We start from the raw sequence: 22,727 nt of genomic DNA, 5'->3' as shown, positions 1-22,727 counted from the left end.
CGGGACCTCGTCCCGTCCCAGGATCGCACGCAGCAGCCCGGCGAGTTCACCCTCGGTGTCGGTAGGTGCGGCCGTCAGGAGGCTTGGGCCGGCCAACTCCAATGCCGAGTCGCCGCCGCTTGCCGAGGCCACGCGCCACCGTCCGTTCACCACTGGGCGCCGATTCGGGATTGTCGGGCTCCCGGGGAACCATGATCCCCGGTTTCACGTGTGGTAAGTCGACCATCTGGGTTAGCCATTGGATAACCTCGGCGATTCACTGCGCTGATACAGCCGTTGCATCCCGGTGGACGCGAAATGTCGCCGGACAACGTCGGCCGTAGACCGAAAGGTCCGACTCCACGAGATCTTTGCTTGCCTCCGGTACGGGCTTGGCGCAAACCGGTGGCAGGTTTTCCGCAAGTCAGGTCGGACGGACGCCCAACGGGATCGGAAGCGCGGTGTCGGCCGGGGCGAAGAAGTCGTTTCCCTTGTCGTCGACGACGATGAATGCCGGGAAATTCTCGACCTCGATCCGCCAGACCGCCTCCATGCCGAGTTCGGCGTACTCGAGGACCTCGACCTTCTTGATGCAGTCCTGCGCCAGCCGGGCGGCCGGGCCGCCGATCGAGCCGAGGTAGAACCCGCCGTGCTTGGCGCACGCGTCGGTGACCGCCTTGGACCGGTTGCCCTTGGCCAACATGATCATCGAGCCGCCGAGCGACTGGAACAGGTCGACGTAGGAGTCCATGCGCCCGGCGGTCGTTGGCCCGAACGAGCCGGTGGCGAATCCCTCCGGGGTCTTGGCCGGACCGGCATAGTAGACGGCGTTGTCCTTCAGGTACTGGGGCATTCCCTCGCCCGCGTCCAGCAGCTCCTTGATCTTCGCGTGGGCGATGTCGCGGGCAACGACCAGCGAGCCGGTCAGCGCGAGCCGGGTCTTGACCGGGTACCTGGACAGTTCGGCCAGCACTTCGGACATCGGCCGGTCCAGGTCGATGTGCACGGCGGTGTCAGGCAACTGACTGTCCGTCACCTCCGGTAGGTAACGGGCCGGATCGCGTTCCAACTCCTCCAGGTAGATGCCCGAAGGCGTTATCTTGCCGAGCATCTGACGGTCTGCCGAGCAACTGACCGCCATCGCGATCGGGCACGAGGCACCGTGGCGGGGGAGCCGGATCACCCGCACGTCGTGGCAGAAGTACTTGCCGCCGAACTGGGCCCCGATGCCGTTGGCCCGGGTCAGTTCCAGCACCTTGGCCTCGAACTCGACGTCGCGGAACGCGTGGCCGAGCATCGAACCGGTCGGCGGCAACGTGTCGAGGTACTTGGCCGAGGCATACTTCGCGGTCTTGAGCGCGAACTCCGCGCTGGTGCCGCCGATCACGATTGCCAGATGGTACGGCGGGCAGGCCGCGGTGCCCAGGCCACGGATCTTCGCATCCAGCCAGGCCAGCATCGACTTCTCGTTCAGCAGGGCCTTGGTCTCCTGGAAGATCAGCGATTTGTTGGCCGAGCCGCCGCCCTTGGCCATGAACAGGAACTTGTACTGCTGGGAATGCGCCGGGTCGTCGTCGAGGTAGACCTCGATCTGGGCCGGCAGGTTGTTGCCGGTGTTTCGCTCGTCCCACAACGTGACCGGGGCCAGTTGCGAGTAGCGCAGGTTGAGCTTCGTGTACGCGTCGTAGACGCCGCGGGAGATCGATTCGCCGTCGCCGCCGCCGGTGAGCACCCGCTCGCCGCGCTTGGCCATGATCACCGCGGTGCCCGTGTCCTGACACATCGGCAGCACGCCGCCGGCCGCGATGTTGGCGTTCTCGAGCAGATCGCGGGCCACGAAGCGGTCGTTCTCGGACGCCTCCCGATCATCGATGATCGAGCGCAGCTGGGCCAGGTGGGCCGGGCGCAGGAAGTGCGCGATGTCGTGCATGGCCTCGGCCGCGATCAGCCCCAGGGCCTCGGGGGCCACCGTGAGGAACTCCTGCCCGCCGTGGGAGACGACCTCGATGCCGGCGCCGCCCAGCGACCGGTACGTCGTGGTGTCCGGGCCGATCGGCAGCAGATCGGTGTAGGCGAACTCGGGCATGGCGGTGTCCTCGGTCGGGAGGCGCGTCGGGGGCGCGCCGGGGATGAGGTCAGTCGAAGTCGACCAGGGAGTAACTGCGCAGCTTCTCGAGGCGGTGCTTGCTCTCGATGAGCCGGGTCGTGCCGCTCTTGGAACGCATCACCAGCGAGTGCGTGGTGGCACTGCCGGCCCGGTAGCGCACCCCGCGCAGCAGTTCGCCGTCGGTGATGCCGGTGGCGACGAAGAAGGCGTTGTCGCCGCGGACGAGTTCGTCGGTGGACAGCACCACGTCGAGGTCGAGGCCCGCGTCGATCGCCTTCTGCCGCTCGTCGTCGTCGCGCGGCCACAGCTTGCCCTGGATCATGCCGCCGATGCACTTGATCGCGCAGGCCGCGATGATCCCCTCCGGAGTTCCGCCGATCCCGAGCAGCAGGTCGCAACCGGTGCCCTCGGAGGCCGCCATGATCGCCCCGGCCACGTCGCCGTCGGTGAGGAACCGGATCCGGGCGCCGGTGGCCCGGATCTCCGCGGCGAGGTCCTGATGCCGGTCCCGGTCGAGCAGGACCACGCAGACGTCGTGCACGTCGGAGTTCTTGGCCTTCGCGACCCGGCGGATGTTCTCGGCCACCGGCAGTCTGATGTCGACGCTGTCGGCCGCCTCCGGCCCGGTGACCAGCTTGTCCATGTAGAAGACCGCCGACGGGTCGTACATGCTGCCGCGCTCGGCCACGGCCAGCACCGACAACGCGTTGTTCATGCCCATCGCGGTCAGCCGCGTGCCGTCGATCGGGTCGACCGCCACGTCGCACTCGGGGCCCGAGCCGTCGCCGACCCGTTCGCCGTTGAACAGCATCGGGGCCTCGTCCTTCTCGCCCTCCCCGATGACCACGACGCCGTTCATCGCGACGGTGCCGATCAGGTGCCGCATCGCGTTGACCGCGACGCCGTCGGCGCCGTTCTTGTCACCCCGGCCGATCCACCGCCCCGCCGCCATGGCGGCTGCCTCGGTGACCCGGACGAGTTCCAGCGCGAGGTTCCGGTCCGGGGCCTCCGGGTGGACCTCGAGCTCGGCTGGGATGCGCGAGTCCCGGCTAATTCCGTCCATGGTCGACCTCCTGGCGTCCGTCGCCTTGCAGTACTGCGTCCACCCGGGCCCGGGCGCCGTCGAGTCGGGCGCGACACACGGCTGCCAACGACTCACCGCGCTCCCAGAGCGCCAGCGACTCCTCCAGCGTGAGGTTGCCCGCCTCGAGCTTGGCGACCACCTCCGCCAGCGCGTCCCGCGCGGCCTCGTAGGCCAGTCCGCCCTCGCCGGCCTCGGGTTGCTCCTCGGGCGCTGCGGCCGGTTCGGGAGCGCCGTCGACCGAATCCGTCCCGGACTTCGCGGGACCTCCCGCACCTGCGCGCGCCACTCCTCCACCTTACTGATGAGCTCGGAAGCAGCCCGATTCCGAAGCGTTTGTGATCAGCAGTTCGGGCCGCTGACGAGCTCAGTCAGTAAGAATGTGCGCAGTATGGTGACCCGATGCGCCCTGTTCGTCGTGCCACCGTCGCCGATGCGCCGGAACTCACCCGGTTGCGTGAGCTGTTGCTCGAGGCCATGGGGCAGGACGTCTCCGAGCCCACCTGGCGGGACGCGGCCCGGACCGCCTTCGCCGACCGGCTGGCCCCGGGCCGGGACCTGACCGCGTTCGTGATCGACGGTGAGGACGGCACGTTGGCCGCGAGCGCCGTCGGCACCGTGTTCGACTCGTTGCCCGGACCGAACCGGCCCGACGGGCGGACGGGATGGCTGCTCAACCTGGCGACCGCCCCGGACTACCGGGGCCGCGGCTACGGCCGGGCGACCTGCGCCGCGCTGCTGGACTGGTTCCACGGGCAGGGCGTGCGCCGGGTGGAGATGCACGCCTCGCCGGCCGGGGAGGCCTTGGCCAAGTCGTTGGGCTTCACCGAGCCGACGTCGGTCGCGCTCACCTGGGCGGAGCAGCGCCGGCTCTGACCGGCAGTGAGCCGCCGGCCAGCCGGATGCGCAGCGGGTCGTCGACGGCGACCTCGGCCGGGCTGCGCAGCACGCCGCCGTCGGCCTTGGTGACCACGGCGTAGCCGCGGTCCAGCGTCGCGGCCGGCGACAACGCCCGAACCTGCTGCTGCCGGTGCCGCAACTCGTCCTCGGCGCGTTCGATCCGGTGCGTCAGGCAGCGGCGGGCCCGGTCGGCCAGGGCCGCCACCGCCGCCTCGGCCGCGGCGAGCCGGTGGGTCGGATCGGCCAGCGAGGGTCGACCGGACAACGCCGCCAGGCGCGCTGCCTCCCGGTCCAACCGGCCCAGCATCGCCCGCCGGGTCCGGGCGCACAGCGCGTCGACCAGCACGATCTGCTCGCCGAGGTCGGGCACGATCAGCTTCGCCGCGTCGGTCGGGGTGGAGGCGCGTACGTCGGCGACCGCGTCGAGCAGTGGGCTGTCCTGCTCGTGGCCGATCGCGCTGACCACCGGGGTGCGGCAGGCCGACACCGCGCGCACCAGGGTCTCGTCGGAGAACGGCAACAGGTCCTCCACCGAGCCGCCGCCGCGGGCGATCACGATCACGTCGACGTCGGGGTCCGCGTCGAGCTTGTCCAACGCGGCGACGATCTCGGTCACCGCGTACGGGCCCTGCACCGGCACCTCACGGACGTCGAAGTCCACCCGCGGCCAGCGGCGCCGGGCGTTGTCGACGACGTCGCGCTCGGCGGCGCCGGCCCGGCCGCAGATCAGCCCGACCCGGTGCGGCAGGAACGGCAACCGGCGCTTGCGGCTCACGTCGAACAGGCCCTCGGCGGCCAGCAGCCGACGTAGCTGCTCGAGCCGGGCCAGCAGGTCGCCGACGCCGACCGGGCGGATCGCCTCGGCGAGAAGAGAGATGGCGCCGCGCGGCACGTAGAACGTAGGCCGGCCGAACACCACGACCCGGGCACCCTCGGCTATCGGTGGGACCACCGACTCCAGCACCGTCCGCGAACAGGTGACCTGGACCGAGACGTCGGCGATCGGGTCGCGCAGCGTCAGGAACATCGTCGAGGAGCCCGGCCGCCGGGTCAGCTGGGCGACCTGGCCCTCCACCCACACCTTGCCCAACCGCGCCACCCATTGCCCGATCAGGTGCGCGACCGTGCGCACCGGGATCGGCGTCTCGGGGGTGGTCTGCAGTGCCACAGGCCGAGGTTAGTCGTGACCGCCCGCCCCGCCGAGGTGACCGCACCCCGTGCGGTCGGTGAGAATGGACGACGACGCGTCAACAGCCGAGGCCGTCGGGATGAGGAGTGCTTCGTGGCAGTGGAACGGATGCTTCCCACCAGTGAGGCCAAGGACCTGCTCGCGCTGGTGGTCGAGATCGCCGACAAGGAACTCGGCACTCGGGTCGAGTCGCACGAACGGTCCGAGCTGTACCCCGAGGGGCTGTTCGGGCTGCTGGCCGACGCCGGTCTGCTCGGCCTGGCCTACCCCGAGGAGTGGGGCGGCGGCGGGCAGCCGTACGAGGTGTACCTGCAGGTCCTGGAGGAGTTCGCGGCGCGCTGGGCGGCGGTCGCGGTCGCGGTCAGCGTGCACACGCTGGCCACCCACCCGATGGCGAACTTCGGCACGACCCGGCAGAAGGAACGCTGGCTGGCGAACATGACGGCCGGTCAGATCATCGGTGGCTACAGTCTTTCGGAGCCGCAGGCCGGTTCCGACGCCGCGGCGCTGGTGTGCAAGGCGGAGCGGACCGACGACGGCTTCCGCATCACCGGGACCAAGTCCTGGATCACCCACGGCGGGCGGGCCGACTTCTACGCGCTGTTCGTCCGCACCGGCGAGGGCTCGAAGGGGATCTCCTGCTTCCACGGCCCGGGCTGGGCCAACAACCTGTCCTTCGGCCGTCCCGAGCAGAAGATGGGCCTGCACGCGATCCCGACCACGACCGCTTTCTACGACGGGGTCGAGGTCGACGAGGACCGCCTGCTCGGGGCCGAGGGCCAGGGCCTGGAGATCGCGTTCTCCGCGCTCGACGCCGGCCGGTTGGGCATCGCCGCGATCGCCACCGGCCTGGCCCAGGCGGCGTTGGACGTCGCGGTGGAGTACGCCAACGAGCGGACGACCTTCGGCAAGAAGATCATCGACCACCAGGGCCTGGGTTTCCTGCTGGCGGACATGGCCGCCGCGGTCGACTCGGCCCGGGCCACCTACCTCGACGCGGCCCGCCGGCGCGACGCCGGCCTGCCGTACAGCCGTAATGCCAGTGTCGCGAAGCTGATCTGCACCGACGCGGCGATGAAGGTGACCACCGACGCGGTCCAGGTCCTCGGCGGCTACGGCTACACCCGGGACTTCCCGGTGGAGCGGTTCATGCGCGAGGCCAAGATCATGCAGATCTTCGAGGGCACCAACCAGGTTCAGCGGCTGGTGATCAGCCGGCACCTGGCCAAGGGCAAGTAGCCGGTTCGGGCCGGCGGTCGCGAGCCGGGCCGTCTGCCGGTTCCCGTCGGGTCAGCGGGGGAACGGACCGGGACGCGGAGGCGCCGGGAGCAGCGGCCGTGGCGGGCGCGGGGCCCGGGGGCCGTGGTGGTCGCGCGGTAGCAACGGGCTCGGGGTGGCCGAGGGCAGCGGCACCGGGTGCGCCGGCGGCTCGTCGGCCGGGGGTTCGGTGTAGGCCCGCTCGCCGACCGTGATCGAGCCGACCGCGTGCATGTTCAGGTTCGCCTCGAAGCGGTACACGCCACGCTGCGTGAACGTGAACCGGAACGACTCGCCGTTCTTCAACGGGTGCTCACCGGTGCCGAACTTGCGCGGCCCCTCCGTGGAGTGGACGTCGTGCGGGGCGTCGTCGGTGTTGGTCCAGACGACTGTGGTACCCGGGAACACCCCGATGTCGGCCGGGACGAAGCGCGAGTCGGCAATCAGGATGTTGCGCCCCGTGATCGAGTTCGCCCCCGAGGCGTGGGTCGCCGCGGTCAGGCTGAGGCCGAGCGCGACGGCCGTCCCGGCGATTGCGGCTCGACGTGCCCGCACGCGCGTCCCTGAGCTCATCCGACACCTCGCTGCTGGCTGACAAATCGCTCGCAACGGTATTTCCGGGCGCCGGGCAGGGGGCTTCGACGCGCCGGACGTCGGCAAAAAGCGCTGGACAGTGCGGCGTCAGTCGGACTTGGTCGGCGGCCGCCGCAGCTCCCGGGGCGGGGCGAACTGGATGGTCTCGGTGGCCGCGCTGACCACCTCGACGTCGGCGTAGCCGCGGGCGGCCAGGTGCGCCAGCAAGTCGCTCACCAGGATCTCCGGCACCGAGGCGCCGCTGGAGACCCCGATCGTGGCGACCCCGTCGAGCCAGGCTTCCTCGACCTGCGTGGCCCGGTCGACCAGGTAGGCCGCCTGCGCGCCGTACTCGCGGGCGACCTCGACCAGACGCACCGAGTTGGACGAGTTCCGCGACCCGACCACGATCACCAGGTCGGCCCGGGGCGCGAGGGCCTTCACGGCCTCCTGGCGATTCTGCGTGGCGTAGCAGATGTCGTCGCTGGGCGGGTCGAGCAGCGCGGGGAAGCGCTCCCGCAGCTTGGCGACCGTGGCCACGGTCTCGTCCACCGACAGGGTGGTCTGCGAGAGCCAGGCCACCCGGTTCGGGTCTCGGACCTTCACCCGGCCGACCTCGTCCGGGCCGTCGACGAGGTGGATATGTTTCGGGGCCTCGCCGGTGGTGCCGATGACCTCCTCGTGGCCCTCGTGGCCGATCAGGAGGATGTCGTAGTCGTCGGCCGCGAAGCGCCGGGCCTCGTTGTGCACCTTGGTGACCAGCGGGCAGGTCGCGTCGATGGTCTGCAGCGAGCGGGCGGCGGCCTCGTCGTGCACCACCGGCGCGACGCCGTGCGCGGAGAACACCACGACCGACCCCTCAGGGACCTCCTCGGTCTCCTCGACGAAGATCGCCCCGCGCTCGCGCAAGGTGGCGACCACGTGCTGGTTGTGCACGATCTCCTTGCGCACATAGACCGGCGCCCCGTGGATCTCCAACGCGCGCTCGACGGCCTGCACCGCACGGTCGACCCCGGCGCAGTATCCGCGTGGGGAGGCCAGCAGCACTTTGCGTTCGGTCAGCGGAGCATCCACATCAGCCATCGTAGGTGCCCGCCGGCGTCGTCCCGTCGCTCACCCAGCTGCCGCCCCCGGCCCGTCGGCCTCGCCCGCGCCCGCCCACTGCGCCCCGTACCCGACGCGGCCGGCGAGCAGTTCCACGGCACCCAGCGGCCGCGGTGTCACGTCGACCGGACGCGGTCCGGGCATCCGGTCGGCGACGATTCCGAGCCCGGACAGCCGCCGGGCGGTGACCAGCACTCGGGCCTCCAGCGAGCCCACGGCGGCGTTGTAGTCGCCCACCGACCGGGTCAGCGACCGCCCCAGTCGGTCGAAGTGCTCACCGAGGGTGGCCAGCCGCCCGTACAGCTCCCGACCCACGTCGAACACCTCCCGGGCGTTGCTCGTCAACGCCTCGTGCTGCCAACCCAGGGCGACCGTGCGCAGCATCGCCACCAGGGTCGTCGGGGTGGCGATCAGCACCTGGCGGGTCAGCGCGTGCTCCAGCAACTGCGGGTCGTGCTCCAACGCCGGGGCCAGGAACGCCTCGCCGGGCAGGAACAGCACCACGAACTCCGGGCTGTCGCCCGCGGCCGTCCAGTACTCCTTGGCCGCCAGCGAGTCGACGTGGCTGCGCAGGTGCCGGGCGTGGGCCCGCAACCGCTCCGCCCGGGCCGCCTCGCCGGGTGTCTCGACCGCCTCCAGGTAGGCCGCCAGCGACACCTTCGCATCGACCACGACGTTGCGCCCACCGGCCAGCCGCACCACCAGGTCGGGACGCAGCCCTCCGTCAGCGCCGTCCAGGCGGACCTGCTCCTCGAAATCGCACCGGGACTCCATCCCGGCCAGCTCCACCACCCGACGCAGTTGCAGCTCGCCCCAGCGTCCGCGGGTCTGCGGCGCCCGCAGGGCGTTGGCCAACGCCGCGGTTTCCGCCGTCAACGCCGCTGAGGCGGCCCGGACCATGCCGACCTGCTCGGTCAGCGCGCTGTAGGCACCCACCCGGGCGTTCTCCAGGTCGTGCAGCCGGTCCTCGACGCGGTCCAGGCAGTCGCGCAGCGGCGCGACCACCCCGACCAGCCCGGCAGTGGCGGCCGACTCGGCGCCGCCCGCCCGGCGCTCGGCGGCCAGGCTCGCCTCCAGCGCCGCGACGCGCGCGGCGCCCGGGGCACGACCCAGGGCCAAGCCGATGACCAGCGCGATCAGGATCAGCAGTGCACAGGTGGTGTTCACGACGCCGACGTTGCCGGCCCGGTCCGACAATTCGGATGAACTGAGCCACGCGCGCGACGTAAGGAGCACGTGTGGCCAGGAGTCCGAAAAATGCGCATTTCGGTCGAGGCGTTGCTCCGGTCGGGTCAGCCCCCTGGCCACAGGTCCCGCAGGCGAGTTCGATGCGAGCAGCGGAGGAGGTTGCGGCATGACGGCGGCGGCACGGCGGGTGCGACTGACCGCGGTCGCGGCCGCGCTCGCGCTGTTACCGGCGGCCGGGTCGGCCGGGGCGGCGCGGAGCCGGCCACTGCCGACCGTGATGGTCGCCCTCGGCGACTCGATCAGCCGCGGCTTCGACTCCTGCGGGTTCTACGTGGACTGCCCGGAGCGCTCGTGGAGCACCGGGGTGGACGACCGGGTGGACAGCCAGCGGGCACGCCTGACGGCGGCCGGCGCCAAGTTGGCCGCCACGAATCTGGCGCACACCGGCGCCACCGTCGCGGCGTTGGCCGACCAGGTCGCCGGCGCGGTCGCCGACCACGCCGACTACGTGACGCTCGAAATCGGTGCCAATGACGCCTGCTCGACGGACGTCGCATCGATGACCCCGGTCGCGGACTACCGGTCCCGACTGCGAGGCGCCCTGGACAAGCTGCACGACGGCCTGCCGCAGGCCCGCATGTTCATCGCCAGCGTCCCGGACCTGTTCCGGTTGTGGCAGGTCGGGCACGGGAACAGGCTGGCTCGCTTCGCCTGGTCGCACGGGCACATCTGCCAGTCGATGCTGGCGGCCCCGGAGTCGACCGCGGCGGGCGACGTCACCCGTCGCGAGGCGGTCCGGACCCGGGTCGAGGCCTACAACGCCGAACTCGCCGCGGCCTGCGAGGACTACGGGTCGGCCTGCCGCTACGACAAGGGCGCGGTGTTCGACACCCCGTTCACCGCCGACCAGATCAGCAAGTGGGACTGGTTCCACCCCAACGTGAACGGCCAGCACGAGTTGGCCGCCGTGACGTGGCGGGCGGGTTTCTTCGACTGAAGCGACTGCGACGAGCGAGGAGCACGAGCGACCTGTCGCCACTGACCTACGATGGCCCCTCGTGACGCTCACCATCGGAATCGTCGGTCTGCCCAACGTGGGCAAGTCCACCCTGTTCAACGCGCTGACCCGCAACGACGTGCTCGCGGCGAACTACCCGTTCGCGACCATCGAGCCCAACGTCGGCGTGGTCGGGGTGCCGGACCCGCGGCTGGGGCGGCTGGCCGAGTTGTACGACTCGGTGAAGATCGTGCCGGCGACGGTGAGCTTCGTCGACATCGCCGGGATCGTCAAGGGCGCCTCGGAGGGTGCCGGGCTGGGCAACAAGTTCCTGTCCCACATCCGGGAGTGCGAAGCGATCTGCCAGGTGATCCGGGTCTTCGCCGACCCGGACGTGGTGCACGTCGACGGTCAGGTGGCGCCCAAGTCCGACCTGGAGACCATCAACACCGAGCTGATCCTGGCCGACCTGCAGACGCTGGAGAAGGTGCTGCCCCGGCTGGAGAAGGAATCGCGGCTTTCGAAGGACCTCGCCAAGGGCAACGCCGCGACTCTCGCCGCGGCCAAGGAGGCCGGCGAGATCCTCAACTCCGGTCGGACCCTGTTCTCCGCCGGCCTCGACGTCGCTCCGCTGCGTGACCTGCACCTGATGACGGCGAAGCCGTTCATCTACGTGTTCAACCTCGACGCCGACGAGCTCGGCGACGCAACCCTGGCCGCCGAACTGCGGGCGTTGGTCGCCCCGGCCGAGGCGATCCTGCTGGACGCCAAGATCGAGTCCGAGCTCGTCGAGCTCGACGAGGCCGAGGCACTCGAGCTGCTCCAGTCCACCGGACAGGAGGAATCCGGCCTGCACCAGTTGGCCCGGGTCGGCTTCGCCACCCTCGGCCTGGCCACCTATCTGACCGCCGGCCCGAAGGAGTCCCGCGCCTGGACCATCCGCGCCGGCTCCACCGCGCCCGAGGCCGCCGGTGTCATCCACACGGACTTCCAGCGCGGCTTCATCAAAGCCGAGGTGGTCGGCTTCGACGACCTGATGGCGGCCGGCTCGATCGTCGAGGCGCGGTCCAAGGGCCAGGTACGCATCGAGGGCAAGGATTACGTGATGCGCGACGGTGATGTCGTGGACTTCCGGTTCAACGTCTAGGAGCGCGCGGGTGTCTTACGTCGTCGATTTTCAGAGCGTCTCCACCGTCGGGCTGGAGTCCTCGCCGGTTGCCGAGGCGCTGGCCGGGCTGCGCGCCCACGAGGCGCGCTACTTCAAGAACAAGTACGACCTGGTGTTCACGACCGAGCCGGCCGCCAAGGCCAAGGCTCTGGTGGCCTATGTGGCCCGCGTGCTGAAGGAGGAGCGGGACATCATCATCGGCTCCAAGCCGCTGGAGGTGGCGTCCTTCGAGGTCGAGGGCATCCGCTGGACCTACGTCTTCTACGAGTCGGGCCTGTCGATCAACGTGCTCTACACACTGGAGGACGCGGGCAAGCGCGCCGTCGGGTTCAAGCTCTCCGACGGGATGGAGGTCCCGGCCGAGCTTGCCGAGAAGTTCAAGTTCGCCCGCCAGAGGTCCAAGCTGGCCGGCACGATCCGGGGCTCGTACTTCGTCATCAAGGGTGAGCACAGCCTCTAGTCACGCGACCCCTGGGCAGAGTTGTGACGCCTGGGGCGCGGCGCGCCGGAGCCGGTGTTGCTTGCGTGGCAACGTTGCCCGGTGGTGGCGTGGGCCGGGGATGGAACGGGCCGGGGATGGAACGGGCCGCCGGGGTGACGCGTCGAAGCCTCGAAGTCGATCAACCGTGGAGAACCCGTGAAGCCTGCCGTCGCGCGACTCGCCGCCCTCCTGATGGTTGGGCTTGCGCTCCTCGCCGCCTGCTCGGGCACGGGATCGTCCACGCGGTCCACCGTCCCCCCCACACCCACGACAAGCGCCGCGCCGAGCCCGACGGCAACCCCGACGGTGGCGCTCACCGGCCCCGCCGCCGCGTGCAAGACCGCGCTGACGCAGCAGTTCGACGCCGGCGCCGCCGCGGCGGACGCCGGCGAGAAGCCGGCCGATCCGGTCGAACCGTCGGCCTGCAAGGGCGTCGACAAGGCCAAGATCAAGTCCTGGACGGATGCCATGGCGCAGGCGTGGATCCAGCAACACCTGACCACCACCACGAACTGAGTCCTCAGGCGCTCCTGCGCTTGCGCGCCTGGCGGACGCACCCACTCGCCGGTGCCGCGGACGACTGATCGGTGGGAGCCGGGGTCTTCGCCGCGCCCTGCTTGGGCAGCAGCGCATTGACCAGCTGCTTGGCCAGCGGCGCCCAACGCGCGTAGGCGTCGGGGTAAGCGCTGCGCTGCACATCCTGCGCGGCCTTGGTAACCGGCAGGGTGCGCCACTCCGGCACCCGTTGCAGCGCGTCGAGGAAGCGCCGGGCCGCGTGTTTCGGGTTGAGTACCTGGGCGTCGGTTCCCCAGCCCATGGACGGGCGCTGCTGGAACAGCCCGAGGGAGTCGCGATCCCCGTAGTGCACATTGCGCAGCTTCGACTCCTGCAACGCGGTTGCGACCGCGATCACCGCCGCGCGCTGCGGGAGCTTCTGCGCCTGGACAACACCGATGATGGTGCGGGCGTTGCGGACCTGATTGGTCGTCAGATGCGTTGCCTTCGCGACCGATTGGACCTGCACCGCGGCGACGGCCTTCGGCTTCGGTGCCGCGATCACCGCATGTGCCCCGGACTGGGACGTCACGCCGGCGACCGGCACGACACTCACCGCGAGCGCGACGGCAACCGCCGTCGACCTGCGCATTCCCTTCATGACCACGTCCTCCTGGTATCCGACGCTGCGTCAGATTCCCGATCGGAAATCGCGGCGTGAAACCAGTGTTACTGGAGTGGCTGATGTTGTGCAGGGGAATAGGAAAGTTCGTTGCGGATACGCAGGAACGGAATAGTTCGGGCGGTCAATTTGTGGCGATTTCGGCTAATTCCGTCGTCAGGACCCGCAGTACCTCGGCCTGTTTGAGCAGGAACGCGGACTCGTCCAGTTTCTTGCGGCGCAGCCAGGCGGTGACCTCGGTGTTGCATTTGCTCGCGTTGCACGAGCGGCACGCCGGGACCACGTTGGTCAGCGTGTAGCGACCGCCGACGGAGATCGGGAGCGCGCAGTCCTTCTGGAGTTGCCTCTCCTGCGCGTGGCAGTACGCACAGCCGCCCCAGGCGGCCTTCAGCGCCGCCCACTGGGCATCGGTCAGGTCGTGCTCGACCTTGGCCATCCGACGTTTACGCCGTCGGGCGTGCACCGCGGTTCGGCTCCGGGAGACCACGGCGCGAGCGTAAGGCGCGCGACGCCGGTTTCCGTCGAACGACATTCCGGCGCCACCTGCGCGAATGGGCCGGGCAGGCACCAGAATCAGGCCCGTGCCGAATGTCGAGAGCGGGACCGACCCGGTGGTCATCCACACCGACGGCGGTTGCGCGCCGAATCCCGGGCCGGGCGGCTGGGGCGCGGTGCTGCGGTACGGGGAGCACGTCCGTGAGCTCTGCGGTGGCGAGCCGGGGACCACGACCAACAACCGGATGGAGCTCACCGCGCCGATCATGGCGCTGGAGGCCCTGACGCGGCCGGTGGTCGTCGACCTCTACACGGACAGCACCTACGTCCGGAACGGCATCACCAAATGGGTCCTGGGCTGGCAGCGCAACGGGTGGCTGACTTCGGACAAGAAGCCGGTCAAGAACGTCGACCTGTGGCAGCGGCTCCAGACGGCGTGCGCCCGGCACGAGGTGCGCTGGCACTGGGTCAAGGGTCACGACGGCGTCGCCGACAACGAACTCGCAGACTCCCTGGCTACCCGCGGAATCATCGAGGCGACACAGTCCCCGACAGCACCGGCCGGTCCGGCGTGACGCACCCTCAGATCGCCGTCGTCGGCCCGGGCGACGCGCAGGCGCGAGAGCTTCAGTTGGCTTGCGGCGTCGGCCGGTTGCTCGCCGAGCGTGGCGCCGTCGTGGTGACCGGCGGCCTCGGCGGGGTCATGGCGGCGGTCTGCGAGGGAGTGTCGGTGGTGGGCGGGACCTCGATCGGGCTGCTGCCCGGGACCGACCGAGCGGCGGCCAACTCGTTCGTGAGCATCCCGGTGGCCACCGGCCTCGGTGAGGGCCGCAACGTGCTGGTCGTCCGGACGGCGGACGTGGTTGTCGCGATCGGCTGCAGTCCGGGGACGCTGAGCGAGATCGCGCTGGCCTCCTGCCAGGGCAAGCCGGTGGTGCTGCTGGCGAGCTACCCGGACGACCTGGTGCCGGGCTGCGTCACGGCGGCGACGCCGAGGGAAGCCGCGGACCTGGCGTTCGGCTTCCTCGCCGACCAGGCGGTCTGACCGGTCAGCGCCTGCGAAATAACCGGCGCCGCCGCACGGCGTCGGCCGGCGGACCGGCCGCGAGCAACTGCCGCACGTCCTGCGCCAACGCCCGCGCCTGGGCCTGTGGGCTGCGGTCGGACAGGTCCTTCCACGCCGCGACCGCGAACTCCGCCCTCCACCGCGCGCGCCCCGACTCGACCTCCAGCGCCACGGCGAACTCCGAGTTCACCGGCCCCGGCGCACGATGCAGCTGCCGGACCGCGACGTCGGAACCGGCGCCACCGTGAGCGGTGAGCAACGCGTCCAACTCGTCGAACACGGCCCCCGCGTAGCGGGACTCCTCATGGTGGGCCGGGGTCAAGTTCACCCGCCCATTGTGGTCGGGCCGGTCGGCTCACTTGTCGAACAGGTGGTGCCCGCAGCTGGGCCACGGGCTCGAGCCCTGCTGCTCGTAGAGCAGTTCGGCACGGTACCTCTGTTCGGCGACGGTCGCCTTGTTCGCCGGCCCGGTACCGCCCACCGAACGCCAGGTGCCGGCGCTGAACTGGTAGAGGCCGAAGTAGTTGCCGGCGCCGCCGTTCGTCGACTTCGGGTCGCCACCGGACTCGCACTGCGCCAAGGCCGTCCAGTTCAGCTTGGCGGCGGCGAGGACCGGAAAGGTGGTCCGCCTGGGCTTGAGCATGGGATGGACAGCTGACCGCGACGCGGGAGCCGCCGTGGGCCGGGGGGTCGGGGTCGTCGACGGCGCCGGGATCGCCGGTGCCGGGGTCTTCGGCGCGGCGGTCGACTCAACCGGGGGCGCCGAGGCCGACGCAGCCTGCCGCATGGCCGACCCGACAGGGCCCGCGAGGCTCGCCGTCACCGCCCCGGCGACCGCGATTCCGGCCAGGGTCCAGTTCCGCCCCCGGCCGCGGGCCGCCCGATGTCCGGGCTTTCGGTGCGTTGCCACAACTGTTTATCGCGGCGCTTCGGGTCTGAACCGGTGTACGGCCCGCAAAAGACCCGGCAAGACCTCTTGGGCCGAACAGTGTGGACAACCGCTGGTCAGCTGACCGGACGGCCCTCCAGGATTCCCTTCAACGCGGACAGATCGTCGCGCGCCCCGGCCTCGACGCCGCGGGCCTTCAGCGGCTCCAGGAGTCGACCCAGACCACCGGGTGAGCCCCGGCGGCGCACGGTCATCCGGGTGCCGGAGTCGGTGGCCGCCCAGGCGTAGGTCGTCTCCATCGGGAACGGACCTTGCTCGGTGCGGATGACCAGGCGTTCCCCGGGGGTGAACTCGGAGATCTCGTAGAGGCACTCCACCGGGCGCCCGCCGTGGCTGGCGGTGAACGCGAACTTCGACCCGACGGCTGCGCCGGCCGTGCCCTGCCACGCCGCCGCCGACACGTTGGCCCACCAGTGCACGGCATTGGTGGGGTCGGCCGCGTATTTCGCGACCACCGAGACGGGTCGGTCGATGGTGGTCTCAACCGTGACGTCGACCAATGCGACACCTCCCAAGTGGTACGTGTCCGACATTCTCGTCGGGTTGCTGTCGAACCGGCAACCAAGACACTCGAAGTGACCGGCAGTCAGATTTCCTCGGGACGGGCATGAGCAGCTACGTGTACGCCACCGCGCGGGAGCGGGAACGGGAGTGTCTCGACGCGGTCGAGGCCGCCTTCGACATCACCAGTCGGGCCCTGCTCGAGCGCCTCGGGTTGCCGGCCGGGAGCACCTGCGTCGAGGTCGGCGCGGGCGGCGGGAGCATGGCGTGCTGGTTGGCCGACCGCGTCGGGCCGGCCGGCGGGTGGTCGCCACCGACATCGACCTGACGTGGCTGGAGCGGCTGGGCCGCGACGACATCCAACTGCGGAACCACGACATCGCCACGGACGACCTGGAGGCCGAGGCGACCTCGAGGCGCAAACCGTTCTGACGAGGCGTCAGGCCGGCTGGGTGATCAGCTCGAACTCCGTCGGGTCCAGGGTTTTCACTGCCTTGCGGTACTGGGCCATGTAGCCGGGCCAGTTCGCCACGTTGCGGCCGCGGTCGAGGTACCAGGAGTCGCAGCCGCCGGTCCACGCGGTGTTGGCGAACTTCGCCTGCAGCGCCGCGTCGGAGGCGGCCTCGACCGACGGGCGGACGTCGAGCGCGGCCGCGCCGTGGCGGCGGAGGAGTTCCATCGCCTGCCGGACGTAGCGGACCTGCTGCTCGAGGTACCAGATGATGGAGCCGCCGGAGGTGTTCGTGTTCGGGCCGTAGAGCACGAACATCGACGGGAAGCCGGGTACCGTCATGCCCAGGTGCGCGTGAGCGCCGTCCTTCCACGCCTCGCGCAGGGTCAGTCCGCCCCGGCCGGTGATGGCCATCGGGAACATGAAGTCGTTGCTGGCGAAACCGGTCGCCCAGATCAGGGTGTCGCACCGGTGCAGCCGGCCGTCCGCGGTGCGCAGCCCGCCGGGCTCCGCCTCGACGATGCGGTCGGTGAGCAGCGAGACGTCCGGGCGGGTCAGCGTCGGCAGGAAATAACTGGAGAACAGCACTCGCTTGCAGCCGAACGGATAGTCCGGCATGGCATCGGCGAGCAACTCCGGCGTGGCGTCCCGCAGTTGGCGCCGCATGAACGCCCGGGAACGAGCGGCCAGCGCCGCCCCGAGGCTGTCGGGGTGCCGAATCGCCATCGTCAGCGATTCCCCGTAGTGGAAGAGGAAGTTCCGGCGGAACTCCTGCACCCCGGGGATCTTCTGGACCCCGTCGCGGATGAACCGGGGGTACGGGCTGTTGCGCCGCGGCAGGAACCAGTTGGCCGAGCGCTGGAACACGTTCAGATGGGCGGTGCGCGGGGCGATCGCCGGCACGAACTGCACCGCGCTGGCCCCGTTCCCGATCACGCTGACTCGCCGGCCGGTCAGATCGTGCGAGTGATCCCACCGGGCGGAGTGGAAGATGTGGCCGGCGAAGGACTCCAGGCCCGGAATGGGTGCGGTCCGGGGCTGGTTCAACTGTCCCGTCGCGACGAGCAGCGCGTCGGCGACCCAACTCCGGCCGTCCTGGGCCGTGGCCCGCCACGTGGCCGTGTCTGCGTCCCAATCCGCGGCCGTGACCTTGGTGCCGATGGAGACGAGCCGATCGACCCTCTGCTCCCTGGCCACACTTTGCAGGTACGCCAGGATGTCCGACCCCTGGGCGCACAGGTGCTTCCAGTTGTCACGCTGGGCGAAGGAGTACGAGTAGAGCGGACTGGGCACGTCGCAGGCGACCCCGGGATAGGTGTTGTGCAGCCACGTCCCGCCGATGGCCGGACCAGCCTCCAGGATGGTGATGTCGTCGAACCCGTGCTGCCGCAGTTCGACGGCCGCCGCGACGCCGCCGAACCCGGCGCCGATGATCACGATCCGCTGTGCGCGCCCGGGGCTGGTCATGGCGGCACGCTAAGCCCTGCGATGGTCGGACGGAACAACGCTCTCAGCCGACCAGTCGCGGCAGCAGTCCCTGCGCGCGTTCGGCCAGCCGGGCGCACGCGGTGTCCGGCCAGTCGGCGAAGACCAGCAGGGCCTGGGCGAACAATCCGTCGAACACCGCGTAGGCGGTGGCCGAGTCCGGGGGCGTGCCACCGGTCAACTCGGCGTAGCGGGAGACGACTCGCCAGATCATCCGCTCGAGCCCGGCGTCGATCTCGGCGACGTCGTCGTGGAAGAGCTCGGTGAACATCGACTGGTTGCGCAGGTCGTACCAGAGACGGTGCATCGGGGCGTCCTCGCGCAGGCTCGCGGCCATGGCGGCGCCGAAGTCCGCGGCCAGCGCCGGGCCGTCGAGCGCGGCCGCGACGATCGAGTCGTACCGGGTCATGCACTCGGCCTTCACCTGCCGCACCGAGTGCGTGATCAGGTCGACCTTGTCGGCGAAGTAGTAGTGCAGCACTCCGTGGGAGTAGTCGGTGCGGTCGGCGATCTCCCGCAGACTGGTGCGCGCGTAGCCGAGTTCGGCCAACGTGTCGCGTGCCGCGGCGGCCAGTTCGTCGCGCCGTGCGAGGAACTTCTCCGAGGCTTCCAGCGGTGCCGTCATGGTCACGCGCCCATGAAAGCAGGCGGGTGGTGAAATCCGCCAGAAACAATTTGGACGACTGTCCAAGAAGGTCTTGACGGTCGCGCCGTCCGAGGACTTGGCTGAGCGGACCGTTCCGCAGTAGCGCCAAGGAGGCCGCTCCATGACCGATTCCACGTTGCTTGCCGGTCGCCACGCGATGGTCACCGGAGGGGCCCAGGGCCTGGGTGCCGCCATGGCCCACGCACTGTCCGGCGCCGGTGCCGCCGTGGTGATCGCCGACGTCAATTCCGACCTCGGGAAGTCGACCGCGCAGGCAATCCGCGACGCGGGCGGCACGGCCGAGTTCGTTGAGCTCGACGTCACCAACGAGCAGGGCTGGGAGTCCGCTGTCGCCCAGACCATCTCGAGCATCGGCGGGTTCGACATCCTGGTCAACAACGCCGGCATCGAGCTGACCGGCCTGGTCATCGACATCGACCCGGCCGACGTCCGCCGCATGTGCGACGTGAACATCGTCGGCACTGCGCTGGGTTGCAAGCACGCGTTCCGCGCGATGCGCCCGGGCGGCGCGGCCGGTCAGGGCGGGGCGGTCATCAACGTCGCCTCGGTCGCCTCGCTGATCGCCTTCCCGTCGATCGCGGGTTACTCGTCCACGAAGTCGGCGGTGGACCGGTTCACTCGCGTTGCCGCCGTCGAGGCGGGCAAGCTCGGTCTCGGCGTGCGGGTCAACTGCATCGCACCGGGTCTGGTCCCCACCGCGATGGGCGCCAAGCTCGCTCAGGACATCGTCGACCTGGGCCTGGCCCCGGACATGAACGGCGCGATCGCCGGCGTCGTCGAGCAGACCCCGCTGGGCCGGCTGGGCACCCCGGAGGAGATGGCCGACGCCGTGGTGTTCCTCGCCTCGGACATGGCGCGCTTCATCACCGGCATCTCGCTTCCCGTGGAAGGTGGCATGGGCACCTGAGTCCTACCTGAGGCATCGTGAGGAGCACGAGCGAACATAGGCATCGTCAGTTTCCATCACTGGAGGACATACGGATGAGCAGCAAGCCTGTTGTGGTCTACGGCGCCTCCGGGTACACGGGCCGACTGATCTGTGAGTACCTGCGTGAACTGAACCTGCCGTTCGTGGCCGCCGGGCGCGACAAGGGTCGTCTGCAGGCCGGACTGGACACCGTGCCCGGCCTGGAGACCGCCGAGTACGAGATCGCCGAGGTCGCCCACAGCGTCGCGGAGCTCACCAAGTTGCTCGCCGGCGCCAAGGTGCTGTGCAACACCGTCGGGCCGTTCATGGAGTACGGCCCGGCCGCGGTCGAGGCCTGCTACAACGCCGGCGTCCACTACACCGACACCACCGGTGAGCAGGACTGGCTGATCTGGTGCAAGGAGAACTGGGGCGCGAAATTCGCCGAGAAGGGGCTGCTGCTCACCCCCGGCATCGCGCAGATGTACACGGTCGGCGAGATCGCGGCGAACTACGTGCTGGAGACGCCGGGCATCGACTCGCTCGACATGGCCGTGTTCTGGAAGGGCACGCCGACGGTCGCCTCCACCGCGACCATCGTGCAGAACGCGATCCTGTCGAAGGCCTACTACCTCGAGGAGAACAAGCTCGTCGAGTGGCCGGCCGACGTCGGTCTGTACGAGCTGACGGTGCCCGGCCAGCACGAATTGGGTCTGGCCCTGCCCTGGGGCGGAACGTCCAGCCCAATCTGGTTCCAGGACGACCCGCGGGTCAGCACCTGCAAGGTGCTCGGCGGCGTGATCGACCGGCGCTGATGCTCGGCGTCCCGCAGATCATCGCGGCGTTGCTGCCGGCTGTGGAGGGCAAGTCACTGGAGGAGACCCGTGCGATTCTGGCGCAGACGGCCGCGGGCATCCGCAGCGATTACCCGCCGCGGGAGAACCCGAGGGTCAACATCTCGATCGACTCGGTGCACGGCACCGGGCCGCTGGCCCGGGCGCACTGCGTCATCTACGGCAACTGCAACTACAAGCAGACCGGTCTGCTGCAGGCCTACGCGGCTCGGCAGTTGGCCGCCGGCGTGACCAGCAAGGTCGGCTTCGGCTCGGCCTGCCAGGCGTTCGGCCATCGGGAGTTGTTCGCGACCTTGAAGGCCTTCGGCCTGGTGAGCCAACCGGTCATCAGCGTCTCCTGACTGAACGACCAGCCGACGGGCGGGGACATCAGGTGATGTCCCCGCCCGTCGGCCGTCCAGCGAATATGACGCAGCGTCAGATTACCTGGTCGTGCGGCGAGCCGGCCCGTTGCTGCGGGATCGTCGAGAGCCTCCGGGTCGGGGTGAACAGGGCGACCACCGCGCGCCGTTCCCGGTAGCGCCGCGCCGCGCGGACGCCGGCGCCGACCAGTGTCAGCAGCACGAGCAGATGGATCACGACGACCAGGCCGACCGTGAGCAGGGTCAGCGGCGCGTAGTCGTGCGACGAGGCGTACGAGATCGTGCTGCCGATCAGTCCGAATGGATCGAAGACTCGCATTGCTCCCCCTGGCCTGCCCAGGTCTGTCCAACCCGGTAACCCTTTGACGCCGCAGTGCCGGGGGAGACACTCCGCTGTTCGGCCCGAAATCGATGGCCCGAACGGTCAGTTCCACAGTCATTGCTCGCCCCGCCGGTCGTCAGGGACTGCTCGTCGGCGTGCCGCTCGCCACGGGTTGGTCGCTCGGTCCGGCCGTCGGGCTAGCGGTGCCGCCGACCGCCTTGCCCAGGCCGTCCAGGAAGCTCTGACGCGCCGCCGCGGCGCGCCCGGTGGCCTCGGTGGCCAGTTCGTTGAGCAGACGAGCCCCGAGCGTGTCGGAGATGTGCGCGCACTCCTTCGGCTTCGGCCCGGCCATGGAGTTCGCGATCGCGGCCTGTGCGGCGGTCTCGCTCGGCGCGCCGGCTGCAGCTGCATCCGCAGTAGTTAGGCGAATTTCGAGTGCAGCCTTGCATTTGCGAGCTTGAGGGTCGGCCGCGTCGTTGATCGTGGATGCGCCGCAGGCCGACAGCCCGGCCAGCAGCGCCAGTGTCGGGAGGACCCGGGACGACGCGCGCACGTGCGTCCTTCCGTCGGCCGACCGAGAGCGGCTCAACCGTACTGCCGCAACGTCAGCGCTACGGGGTCAGCCGGCGCCGCGGGCCGCCGCCGCGTCGTCGATGCGTTGGGCGAGGTCGAGGTCCAGCGGGGTCAGGCCGCCGGCCGAGTGGGTCGACAGCGCGAAGTGGACGTCGCGCCAGCGGATGTCGATGTCCGGATGATGATTCATCGCCTCGGCCTCGCCGGCGACGGCCACGACCAGCGCGATCGCGGTCGGGAAGTCGGGGGCGCTGACCTTGCGGCGGATCGTGTTGCCGTCGGCGGACCAGTCGGGCAGCTTGGCCAGTCCGGCGCGCAGGTCCTCGGGGGTCAGGAGTGCAGCCATGGCCCCGACGTTTCTCCCCGCGGGCGCCGGCGTCAAGTCCGCCCCGGCGCCGGCCGCGGTTCAGTGCGAGCATTGCCGGCACAGGCTCGGGAGCGGTCAAGGAGTTCGGCTTCATGAATGCGTGCCGGGTGGTGGTCGGTGCGGCGATCCTGCGCGACGGTCGGGTGCTGTCGGCGCGCCGCAGTCGCCCGGAGGCGCTGGCCGGCGGCTGGGAGTTCCCCGGCGGCAAGGTCGAGGCGGGTGAGTCCGAGACCGAGGCGCTGGTTCGGGAGTGCCGCGAGGAACTCGGCGTCGGGATCGTGTGCACCGGCAGACTGCCAGGTGAATGGTGGCTGAGTTCTGCATTGGTGCTCAAGGTCTTCCTCGCGAAACTGGTGGACGGCGAACCCGCGGCCGGCGACTCGCACGACGAATTGCGTTGGCTCGGTCGCGACGCCGTGTTCGATGTCGACTGGTTGCCCGCCGACCTCCCGGCAGCCGTCGCACTTTGCGGGTTCCTCGGGAATTCCGGGCCCCCGGCATCCGGTTGATCTGGTGGTGGATCCATT

The 22,727-nt window shown here is 70.2% G+C and carries 29 protein-coding genes and 1 pseudogene; 13 read left to right on the top strand and 17 right to left on the bottom strand.

What is annotated here, in order from left to right; translation table 11 throughout:
* Positions 1 to 403: 403 nt before the first annotated feature.
* Genes VHU88_18085 through VHU88_18075 form a run of 3 tightly spaced genes read right to left on the bottom strand, consistent with a single transcriptional unit; the run spans position 404 to position 3,456 of the window.
* Positions 404 to 2,065 carry a fumarate hydratase gene (locus tag VHU88_18085; GenBank protein ID HEX3613604.1) on the bottom strand — a complete coding sequence of 554 codons (1,662 nt, stop codon included), beginning with the start codon at positions 2,063 to 2,065 and terminating at the stop codon, positions 404 to 406.
* A gap of 49 nt (positions 2,066 to 2,114) precedes the next feature.
* A complete protein-coding gene (glpX, locus tag VHU88_18080) occupies positions 2,115 to 3,149 on the bottom strand; it encodes a class II fructose-bisphosphatase (protein HEX3613603.1) in 1,035 nt (344 codons plus the stop codon).
* Positions 3,136 to 3,456: an exodeoxyribonuclease VII small subunit gene (locus VHU88_18075; GenBank protein HEX3613602.1), complete on the bottom strand. Its 321-nt coding sequence runs from the start codon at positions 3,454 to 3,456 to the stop codon at positions 3,136 to 3,138. The genes glpX and VHU88_18075 overlap by 14 nt, the downstream gene beginning before the upstream one ends.
* 113 nt (positions 3,457 to 3,569) lie before the next feature.
* On the opposite strand from VHU88_18075, the gene VHU88_18070 reads away from it, so the two are divergent.
* Positions 3,570 to 4,043 carry a GNAT family N-acetyltransferase gene (locus VHU88_18070; GenBank protein HEX3613601.1) on the top strand — a complete coding sequence of 158 codons (474 nt, stop codon included), beginning with the start codon at positions 3,570 to 3,572 and terminating at the stop codon, positions 4,041 to 4,043.
* Here the strand turns inward: VHU88_18070 and xseA are convergent.
* Positions 4,015 to 5,235 carry an exodeoxyribonuclease VII large subunit gene (gene xseA / locus VHU88_18065; protein HEX3613600.1) on the bottom strand — a complete coding sequence of 407 codons (1,221 nt, stop codon included), beginning with the start codon at positions 5,233 to 5,235 and terminating at the stop codon, positions 4,015 to 4,017. The two genes, VHU88_18070 and xseA, sit on opposite strands and share 29 nt — an antisense overlap.
* Before the next feature lie 114 nt (positions 5,236 to 5,349).
* Between xseA and VHU88_18060 the strand changes: the two genes are divergently transcribed.
* Positions 5,350 to 6,495, top strand: a complete 1,146-nt coding sequence (locus VHU88_18060) for an acyl-CoA dehydrogenase family protein (GenBank protein HEX3613599.1) — start codon at positions 5,350 to 5,352, stop codon at positions 6,493 to 6,495.
* A 51-nt stretch (positions 6,496 to 6,546) separates the two neighbouring features.
* Here the strand turns inward: VHU88_18060 and VHU88_18055 are convergent, their stop codons facing one another.
* The 3 genes from VHU88_18055 to VHU88_18045 form a co-directional block, all read right to left on the bottom strand.
* Complete coding sequence (locus VHU88_18055) at positions 6,547 to 7,086, bottom strand: cupredoxin domain-containing protein (GenBank protein HEX3613598.1); 540 nt, start codon at positions 7,084 to 7,086, stop codon at positions 6,547 to 6,549.
* A gap of 108 nt (positions 7,087 to 7,194) precedes the next feature.
* Complete coding sequence (locus VHU88_18050) at positions 7,195 to 8,169, bottom strand: 4-hydroxy-3-methylbut-2-enyl diphosphate reductase (protein HEX3613597.1); 975 nt, start codon at positions 8,167 to 8,169, stop codon at positions 7,195 to 7,197.
* A 30-nt stretch (positions 8,170 to 8,199) separates the two neighbouring features.
* Positions 8,200 to 9,357: a DNA recombination protein RmuC gene (locus VHU88_18045; GenBank protein ID HEX3613596.1), complete on the bottom strand. Its 1,158-nt coding sequence runs from the start codon at positions 9,355 to 9,357 to the stop codon at positions 8,200 to 8,202.
* A gap of 187 nt (positions 9,358 to 9,544) precedes the next feature.
* Between VHU88_18045 and VHU88_18040 the strand changes: the two genes are divergently transcribed.
* The 4 genes from VHU88_18040 (at position 9,545) to VHU88_18025 (ending at position 12,540) form a co-directional block, all read left to right on the top strand.
* Positions 9,545 to 10,375, top strand: a complete 831-nt coding sequence (locus VHU88_18040) for an SGNH/GDSL hydrolase family protein (GenBank protein HEX3613595.1) — start codon at positions 9,545 to 9,547, stop codon at positions 10,373 to 10,375.
* Between the two features lie 61 nt (positions 10,376 to 10,436).
* A complete protein-coding gene (ychF, locus tag VHU88_18035) occupies positions 10,437 to 11,522 on the top strand; it encodes a redox-regulated ATPase YchF (GenBank protein ID HEX3613594.1) in 1,086 nt (361 codons plus the stop codon).
* 10 nt (positions 11,523 to 11,532) lie between these two features.
* Positions 11,533 to 12,003 carry a phage tail protein gene (locus VHU88_18030; GenBank protein HEX3613593.1) on the top strand — a complete coding sequence of 157 codons (471 nt, stop codon included), beginning with the start codon at positions 11,533 to 11,535 and terminating at the stop codon, positions 12,001 to 12,003.
* Positions 12,004 to 12,330: 327 nt separating this feature from the next.
* On the top strand, positions 12,331 to 12,540 hold the full coding sequence (locus VHU88_18025) for a hypothetical protein (protein HEX3613592.1): 210 nt from the start codon (positions 12,331 to 12,333) through the stop codon (positions 12,538 to 12,540).
* A gap of 4 nt (positions 12,541 to 12,544) precedes the next feature.
* Here the strand turns inward: VHU88_18025 and VHU88_18020 are convergent, their stop codons facing one another.
* Entirely contained in the window at positions 12,545 to 13,180 is a 636-nt protein-coding gene (locus VHU88_18020; GenBank protein HEX3613591.1) for a hypothetical protein, read from the bottom strand.
* Between the two features lie 145 nt (positions 13,181 to 13,325).
* The gene (locus VHU88_18015) at positions 13,326 to 13,688 is read right to left on the bottom strand and encodes an HNH endonuclease (protein HEX3613590.1); all 363 of its coding nucleotides are present in this window, start codon (positions 13,686 to 13,688) and stop codon (positions 13,326 to 13,328) included.
* 94 nt (positions 13,689 to 13,782) lie between these two features.
* Here VHU88_18015 and rnhA point away from each other — a divergent pair, with 94 nt between their 5' ends.
* A complete protein-coding gene (rnhA, locus tag VHU88_18010; protein HEX3613589.1) occupies positions 13,783 to 14,271 on the top strand; it encodes a ribonuclease HI in 489 nt (162 codons plus the stop codon).
* Positions 14,268 to 14,741, top strand: a complete 474-nt coding sequence (locus VHU88_18005) for a TIGR00725 family protein (protein ID HEX3613588.1) — start codon at positions 14,268 to 14,270, stop codon at positions 14,739 to 14,741. Before rnhA ends, VHU88_18005 begins: the two co-directional genes overlap by 4 nt.
* Positions 14,742 to 14,745: 4 nt before the next feature.
* Here the strand turns inward: VHU88_18005 and VHU88_18000 are convergent, their stop codons facing one another.
* From VHU88_18000 to VHU88_17990, 3 genes are all read right to left on the bottom strand, one after another.
* Complete coding sequence (locus VHU88_18000) at positions 14,746 to 15,090, bottom strand: hypothetical protein (protein HEX3613587.1); 345 nt, start codon at positions 15,088 to 15,090, stop codon at positions 14,746 to 14,748.
* Positions 15,091 to 15,117: 27 nt separating this feature from the next.
* The gene (locus VHU88_17995) at positions 15,118 to 15,405 is read right to left on the bottom strand and encodes a transglycosylase family protein (GenBank protein ID HEX3613586.1); all 288 of its coding nucleotides are present in this window, start codon (positions 15,403 to 15,405) and stop codon (positions 15,118 to 15,120) included.
* 362 nt (positions 15,406 to 15,767) lie between these two features.
* The gene (locus VHU88_17990; GenBank protein ID HEX3613585.1) at positions 15,768 to 16,244 is read right to left on the bottom strand and encodes an SRPBCC family protein; all 477 of its coding nucleotides are present in this window, start codon (positions 16,242 to 16,244) and stop codon (positions 15,768 to 15,770) included.
* A 74-nt stretch (positions 16,245 to 16,318) separates the two neighbouring features.
* On the opposite strand from VHU88_17990, the gene VHU88_17985 reads away from it, so the two are divergent.
* Both VHU88_17985 and VHU88_17980 read left to right on the top strand, forming a co-directional pair.
* Entirely contained in the window at positions 16,319 to 16,540 is a 222-nt protein-coding gene (locus VHU88_17985) for a hypothetical protein (GenBank protein ID HEX3613584.1), read from the top strand.
* Positions 16,516 to 16,644, top strand: a complete 129-nt coding sequence (locus tag VHU88_17980) for a hypothetical protein (GenBank protein HEX3613583.1) — start codon at positions 16,516 to 16,518, stop codon at positions 16,642 to 16,644. Before VHU88_17985 ends, VHU88_17980 begins: the two co-directional genes overlap by 25 nt.
* Before the next feature lie 7 nt (positions 16,645 to 16,651).
* Here the strand turns inward: VHU88_17980 and VHU88_17975 are convergent, their stop codons facing one another.
* Together VHU88_17975 and VHU88_17970 are read right to left on the bottom strand one after the other, a co-directional pair.
* Positions 16,652 to 18,130, bottom strand: coding sequence for an NAD(P)/FAD-dependent oxidoreductase (locus tag VHU88_17975; protein ID HEX3613582.1), 1,479 nt, complete (start codon positions 18,128 to 18,130; stop codon positions 16,652 to 16,654).
* A gap of 43 nt (positions 18,131 to 18,173) precedes the next feature.
* Positions 18,174 to 18,773 carry a TetR/AcrR family transcriptional regulator gene (locus VHU88_17970; GenBank protein ID HEX3613581.1) on the bottom strand — a complete coding sequence of 200 codons (600 nt, stop codon included), beginning with the start codon at positions 18,771 to 18,773 and terminating at the stop codon, positions 18,174 to 18,176.
* Between the two features lie 142 nt (positions 18,774 to 18,915).
* On the opposite strand from VHU88_17970, the gene VHU88_17965 reads away from it, so the two are divergent.
* Complete coding sequence (locus VHU88_17965; protein HEX3613580.1) at positions 18,916 to 19,722, top strand: SDR family oxidoreductase; 807 nt, start codon at positions 18,916 to 18,918, stop codon at positions 19,720 to 19,722.
* 74 nt (positions 19,723 to 19,796) lie between these two features.
* Positions 19,797 to 20,917 (top strand): annotated as a pseudogene (locus VHU88_17960) (DUF5938 domain-containing protein).
* 76 nt (positions 20,918 to 20,993) lie between these two features.
* Here the strand turns inward: VHU88_17960 and VHU88_17955 are convergent.
* The 3 genes from VHU88_17955 to VHU88_17945 all read right to left on the bottom strand — a co-directional run bounded on the left by VHU88_17955 (position 20,994) and on the right by VHU88_17945 (position 22,179).
* A complete protein-coding gene (locus VHU88_17955; protein HEX3613579.1) occupies positions 20,994 to 21,257 on the bottom strand; it encodes a hypothetical protein in 264 nt (87 codons plus the stop codon).
* Positions 21,258 to 21,396: 139 nt separating this feature from the next.
* Entirely contained in the window at positions 21,397 to 21,813 is a 417-nt protein-coding gene (locus VHU88_17950) for a hypothetical protein (protein ID HEX3613578.1), read from the bottom strand.
* Positions 21,814 to 21,879: 66 nt separating this feature from the next.
* Positions 21,880 to 22,179 (bottom strand): 4a-hydroxytetrahydrobiopterin dehydratase, encoded by a 300-nt coding sequence (locus tag VHU88_17945; protein ID HEX3613577.1) that lies wholly within the window; start codon positions 22,177 to 22,179, stop codon positions 21,880 to 21,882.
* Positions 22,180 to 22,292: 113 nt separating this feature from the next.
* Here VHU88_17945 and VHU88_17940 point away from each other — a divergent pair, with 113 nt between their 5' ends.
* Positions 22,293 to 22,709 carry a (deoxy)nucleoside triphosphate pyrophosphohydrolase gene (locus VHU88_17940; GenBank protein HEX3613576.1) on the top strand — a complete coding sequence of 139 codons (417 nt, stop codon included), beginning with the start codon at positions 22,293 to 22,295 and terminating at the stop codon, positions 22,707 to 22,709.
* Positions 22,710 to 22,727: the final 18 nt, after the last annotated feature.

The organism is Sporichthyaceae bacterium (genome assembly GCA_036269075.1).
Lineage (GTDB): Bacteria > Actinomycetota > Actinomycetes > Sporichthyales > Sporichthyaceae > DASQPJ01.
This window is presented reverse-complemented; position numbering and strand designations above follow the sequence as displayed.

Excerpts from the sequence above, each read along its gene's own strand:
- VHU88_18085 (HEX3613604.1), bottom strand. The coding sequence starts at position 2,065 with ATGCCCGAGTTCGCCTACACCGATCTGCTGCCGATCGGCCCGGACACC.
- glpX (HEX3613603.1), bottom strand. The coding sequence starts at position 3,149 with ATGGACGGAATTAGCCGGGACTCGCGCATCCCAGCCGAGCTCGAGGTC.
- VHU88_18070 (HEX3613601.1), top strand. The coding sequence starts at position 3,570 with ATGCGCCCTGTTCGTCGTGCCACCGTCGCCGATGCGCCGGAACTCACC.
- VHU88_18055 (HEX3613598.1), bottom strand. The coding sequence starts at position 7,086 with ATGAGCTCAGGGACGCGCGTGCGGGCACGTCGAGCCGCAATCGCCGGG.
- VHU88_18050 (HEX3613597.1), bottom strand. The coding sequence starts at position 8,169 with ATGGCTGATGTGGATGCTCCGCTGACCGAACGCAAAGTGCTGCTGGCC.
- VHU88_18040 (HEX3613595.1), top strand. The coding sequence starts at position 9,545 with ATGACGGCGGCGGCACGGCGGGTGCGACTGACCGCGGTCGCGGCCGCG.
- VHU88_18020 (HEX3613591.1), bottom strand. The coding sequence starts at position 13,180 with ATGAAGGGAATGCGCAGGTCGACGGCGGTTGCCGTCGCGCTCGCGGTG.
- VHU88_17995 (HEX3613586.1), bottom strand. The coding sequence starts at position 15,405 with ATGCTCAAGCCCAGGCGGACCACCTTTCCGGTCCTCGCCGCCGCCAAG.
- VHU88_17990 (HEX3613585.1), bottom strand. The coding sequence starts at position 16,244 with ATGTCGGACACGTACCACTTGGGAGGTGTCGCATTGGTCGACGTCACG.
- VHU88_17985 (HEX3613584.1), top strand. The coding sequence starts at position 16,319 with ATGAGCAGCTACGTGTACGCCACCGCGCGGGAGCGGGAACGGGAGTGT.
- VHU88_17975 (HEX3613582.1), bottom strand. The coding sequence starts at position 18,130 with ATGACCAGCCCCGGGCGCGCACAGCGGATCGTGATCATCGGCGCCGGG.
- VHU88_17970 (HEX3613581.1), bottom strand. The coding sequence starts at position 18,773 with ATGACGGCACCGCTGGAAGCCTCGGAGAAGTTCCTCGCACGGCGCGAC.
- VHU88_17965 (HEX3613580.1), top strand. The coding sequence starts at position 18,916 with ATGACCGATTCCACGTTGCTTGCCGGTCGCCACGCGATGGTCACCGGA.
- VHU88_17955 (HEX3613579.1), bottom strand. The coding sequence starts at position 21,257 with ATGCGAGTCTTCGATCCATTCGGACTGATCGGCAGCACGATCTCGTAC.
- VHU88_17945 (HEX3613577.1), bottom strand. The coding sequence starts at position 22,179 with ATGGCTGCACTCCTGACCCCCGAGGACCTGCGCGCCGGACTGGCCAAG.
- VHU88_17940 (HEX3613576.1), top strand. The coding sequence starts at position 22,293 with ATGAATGCGTGCCGGGTGGTGGTCGGTGCGGCGATCCTGCGCGACGGT.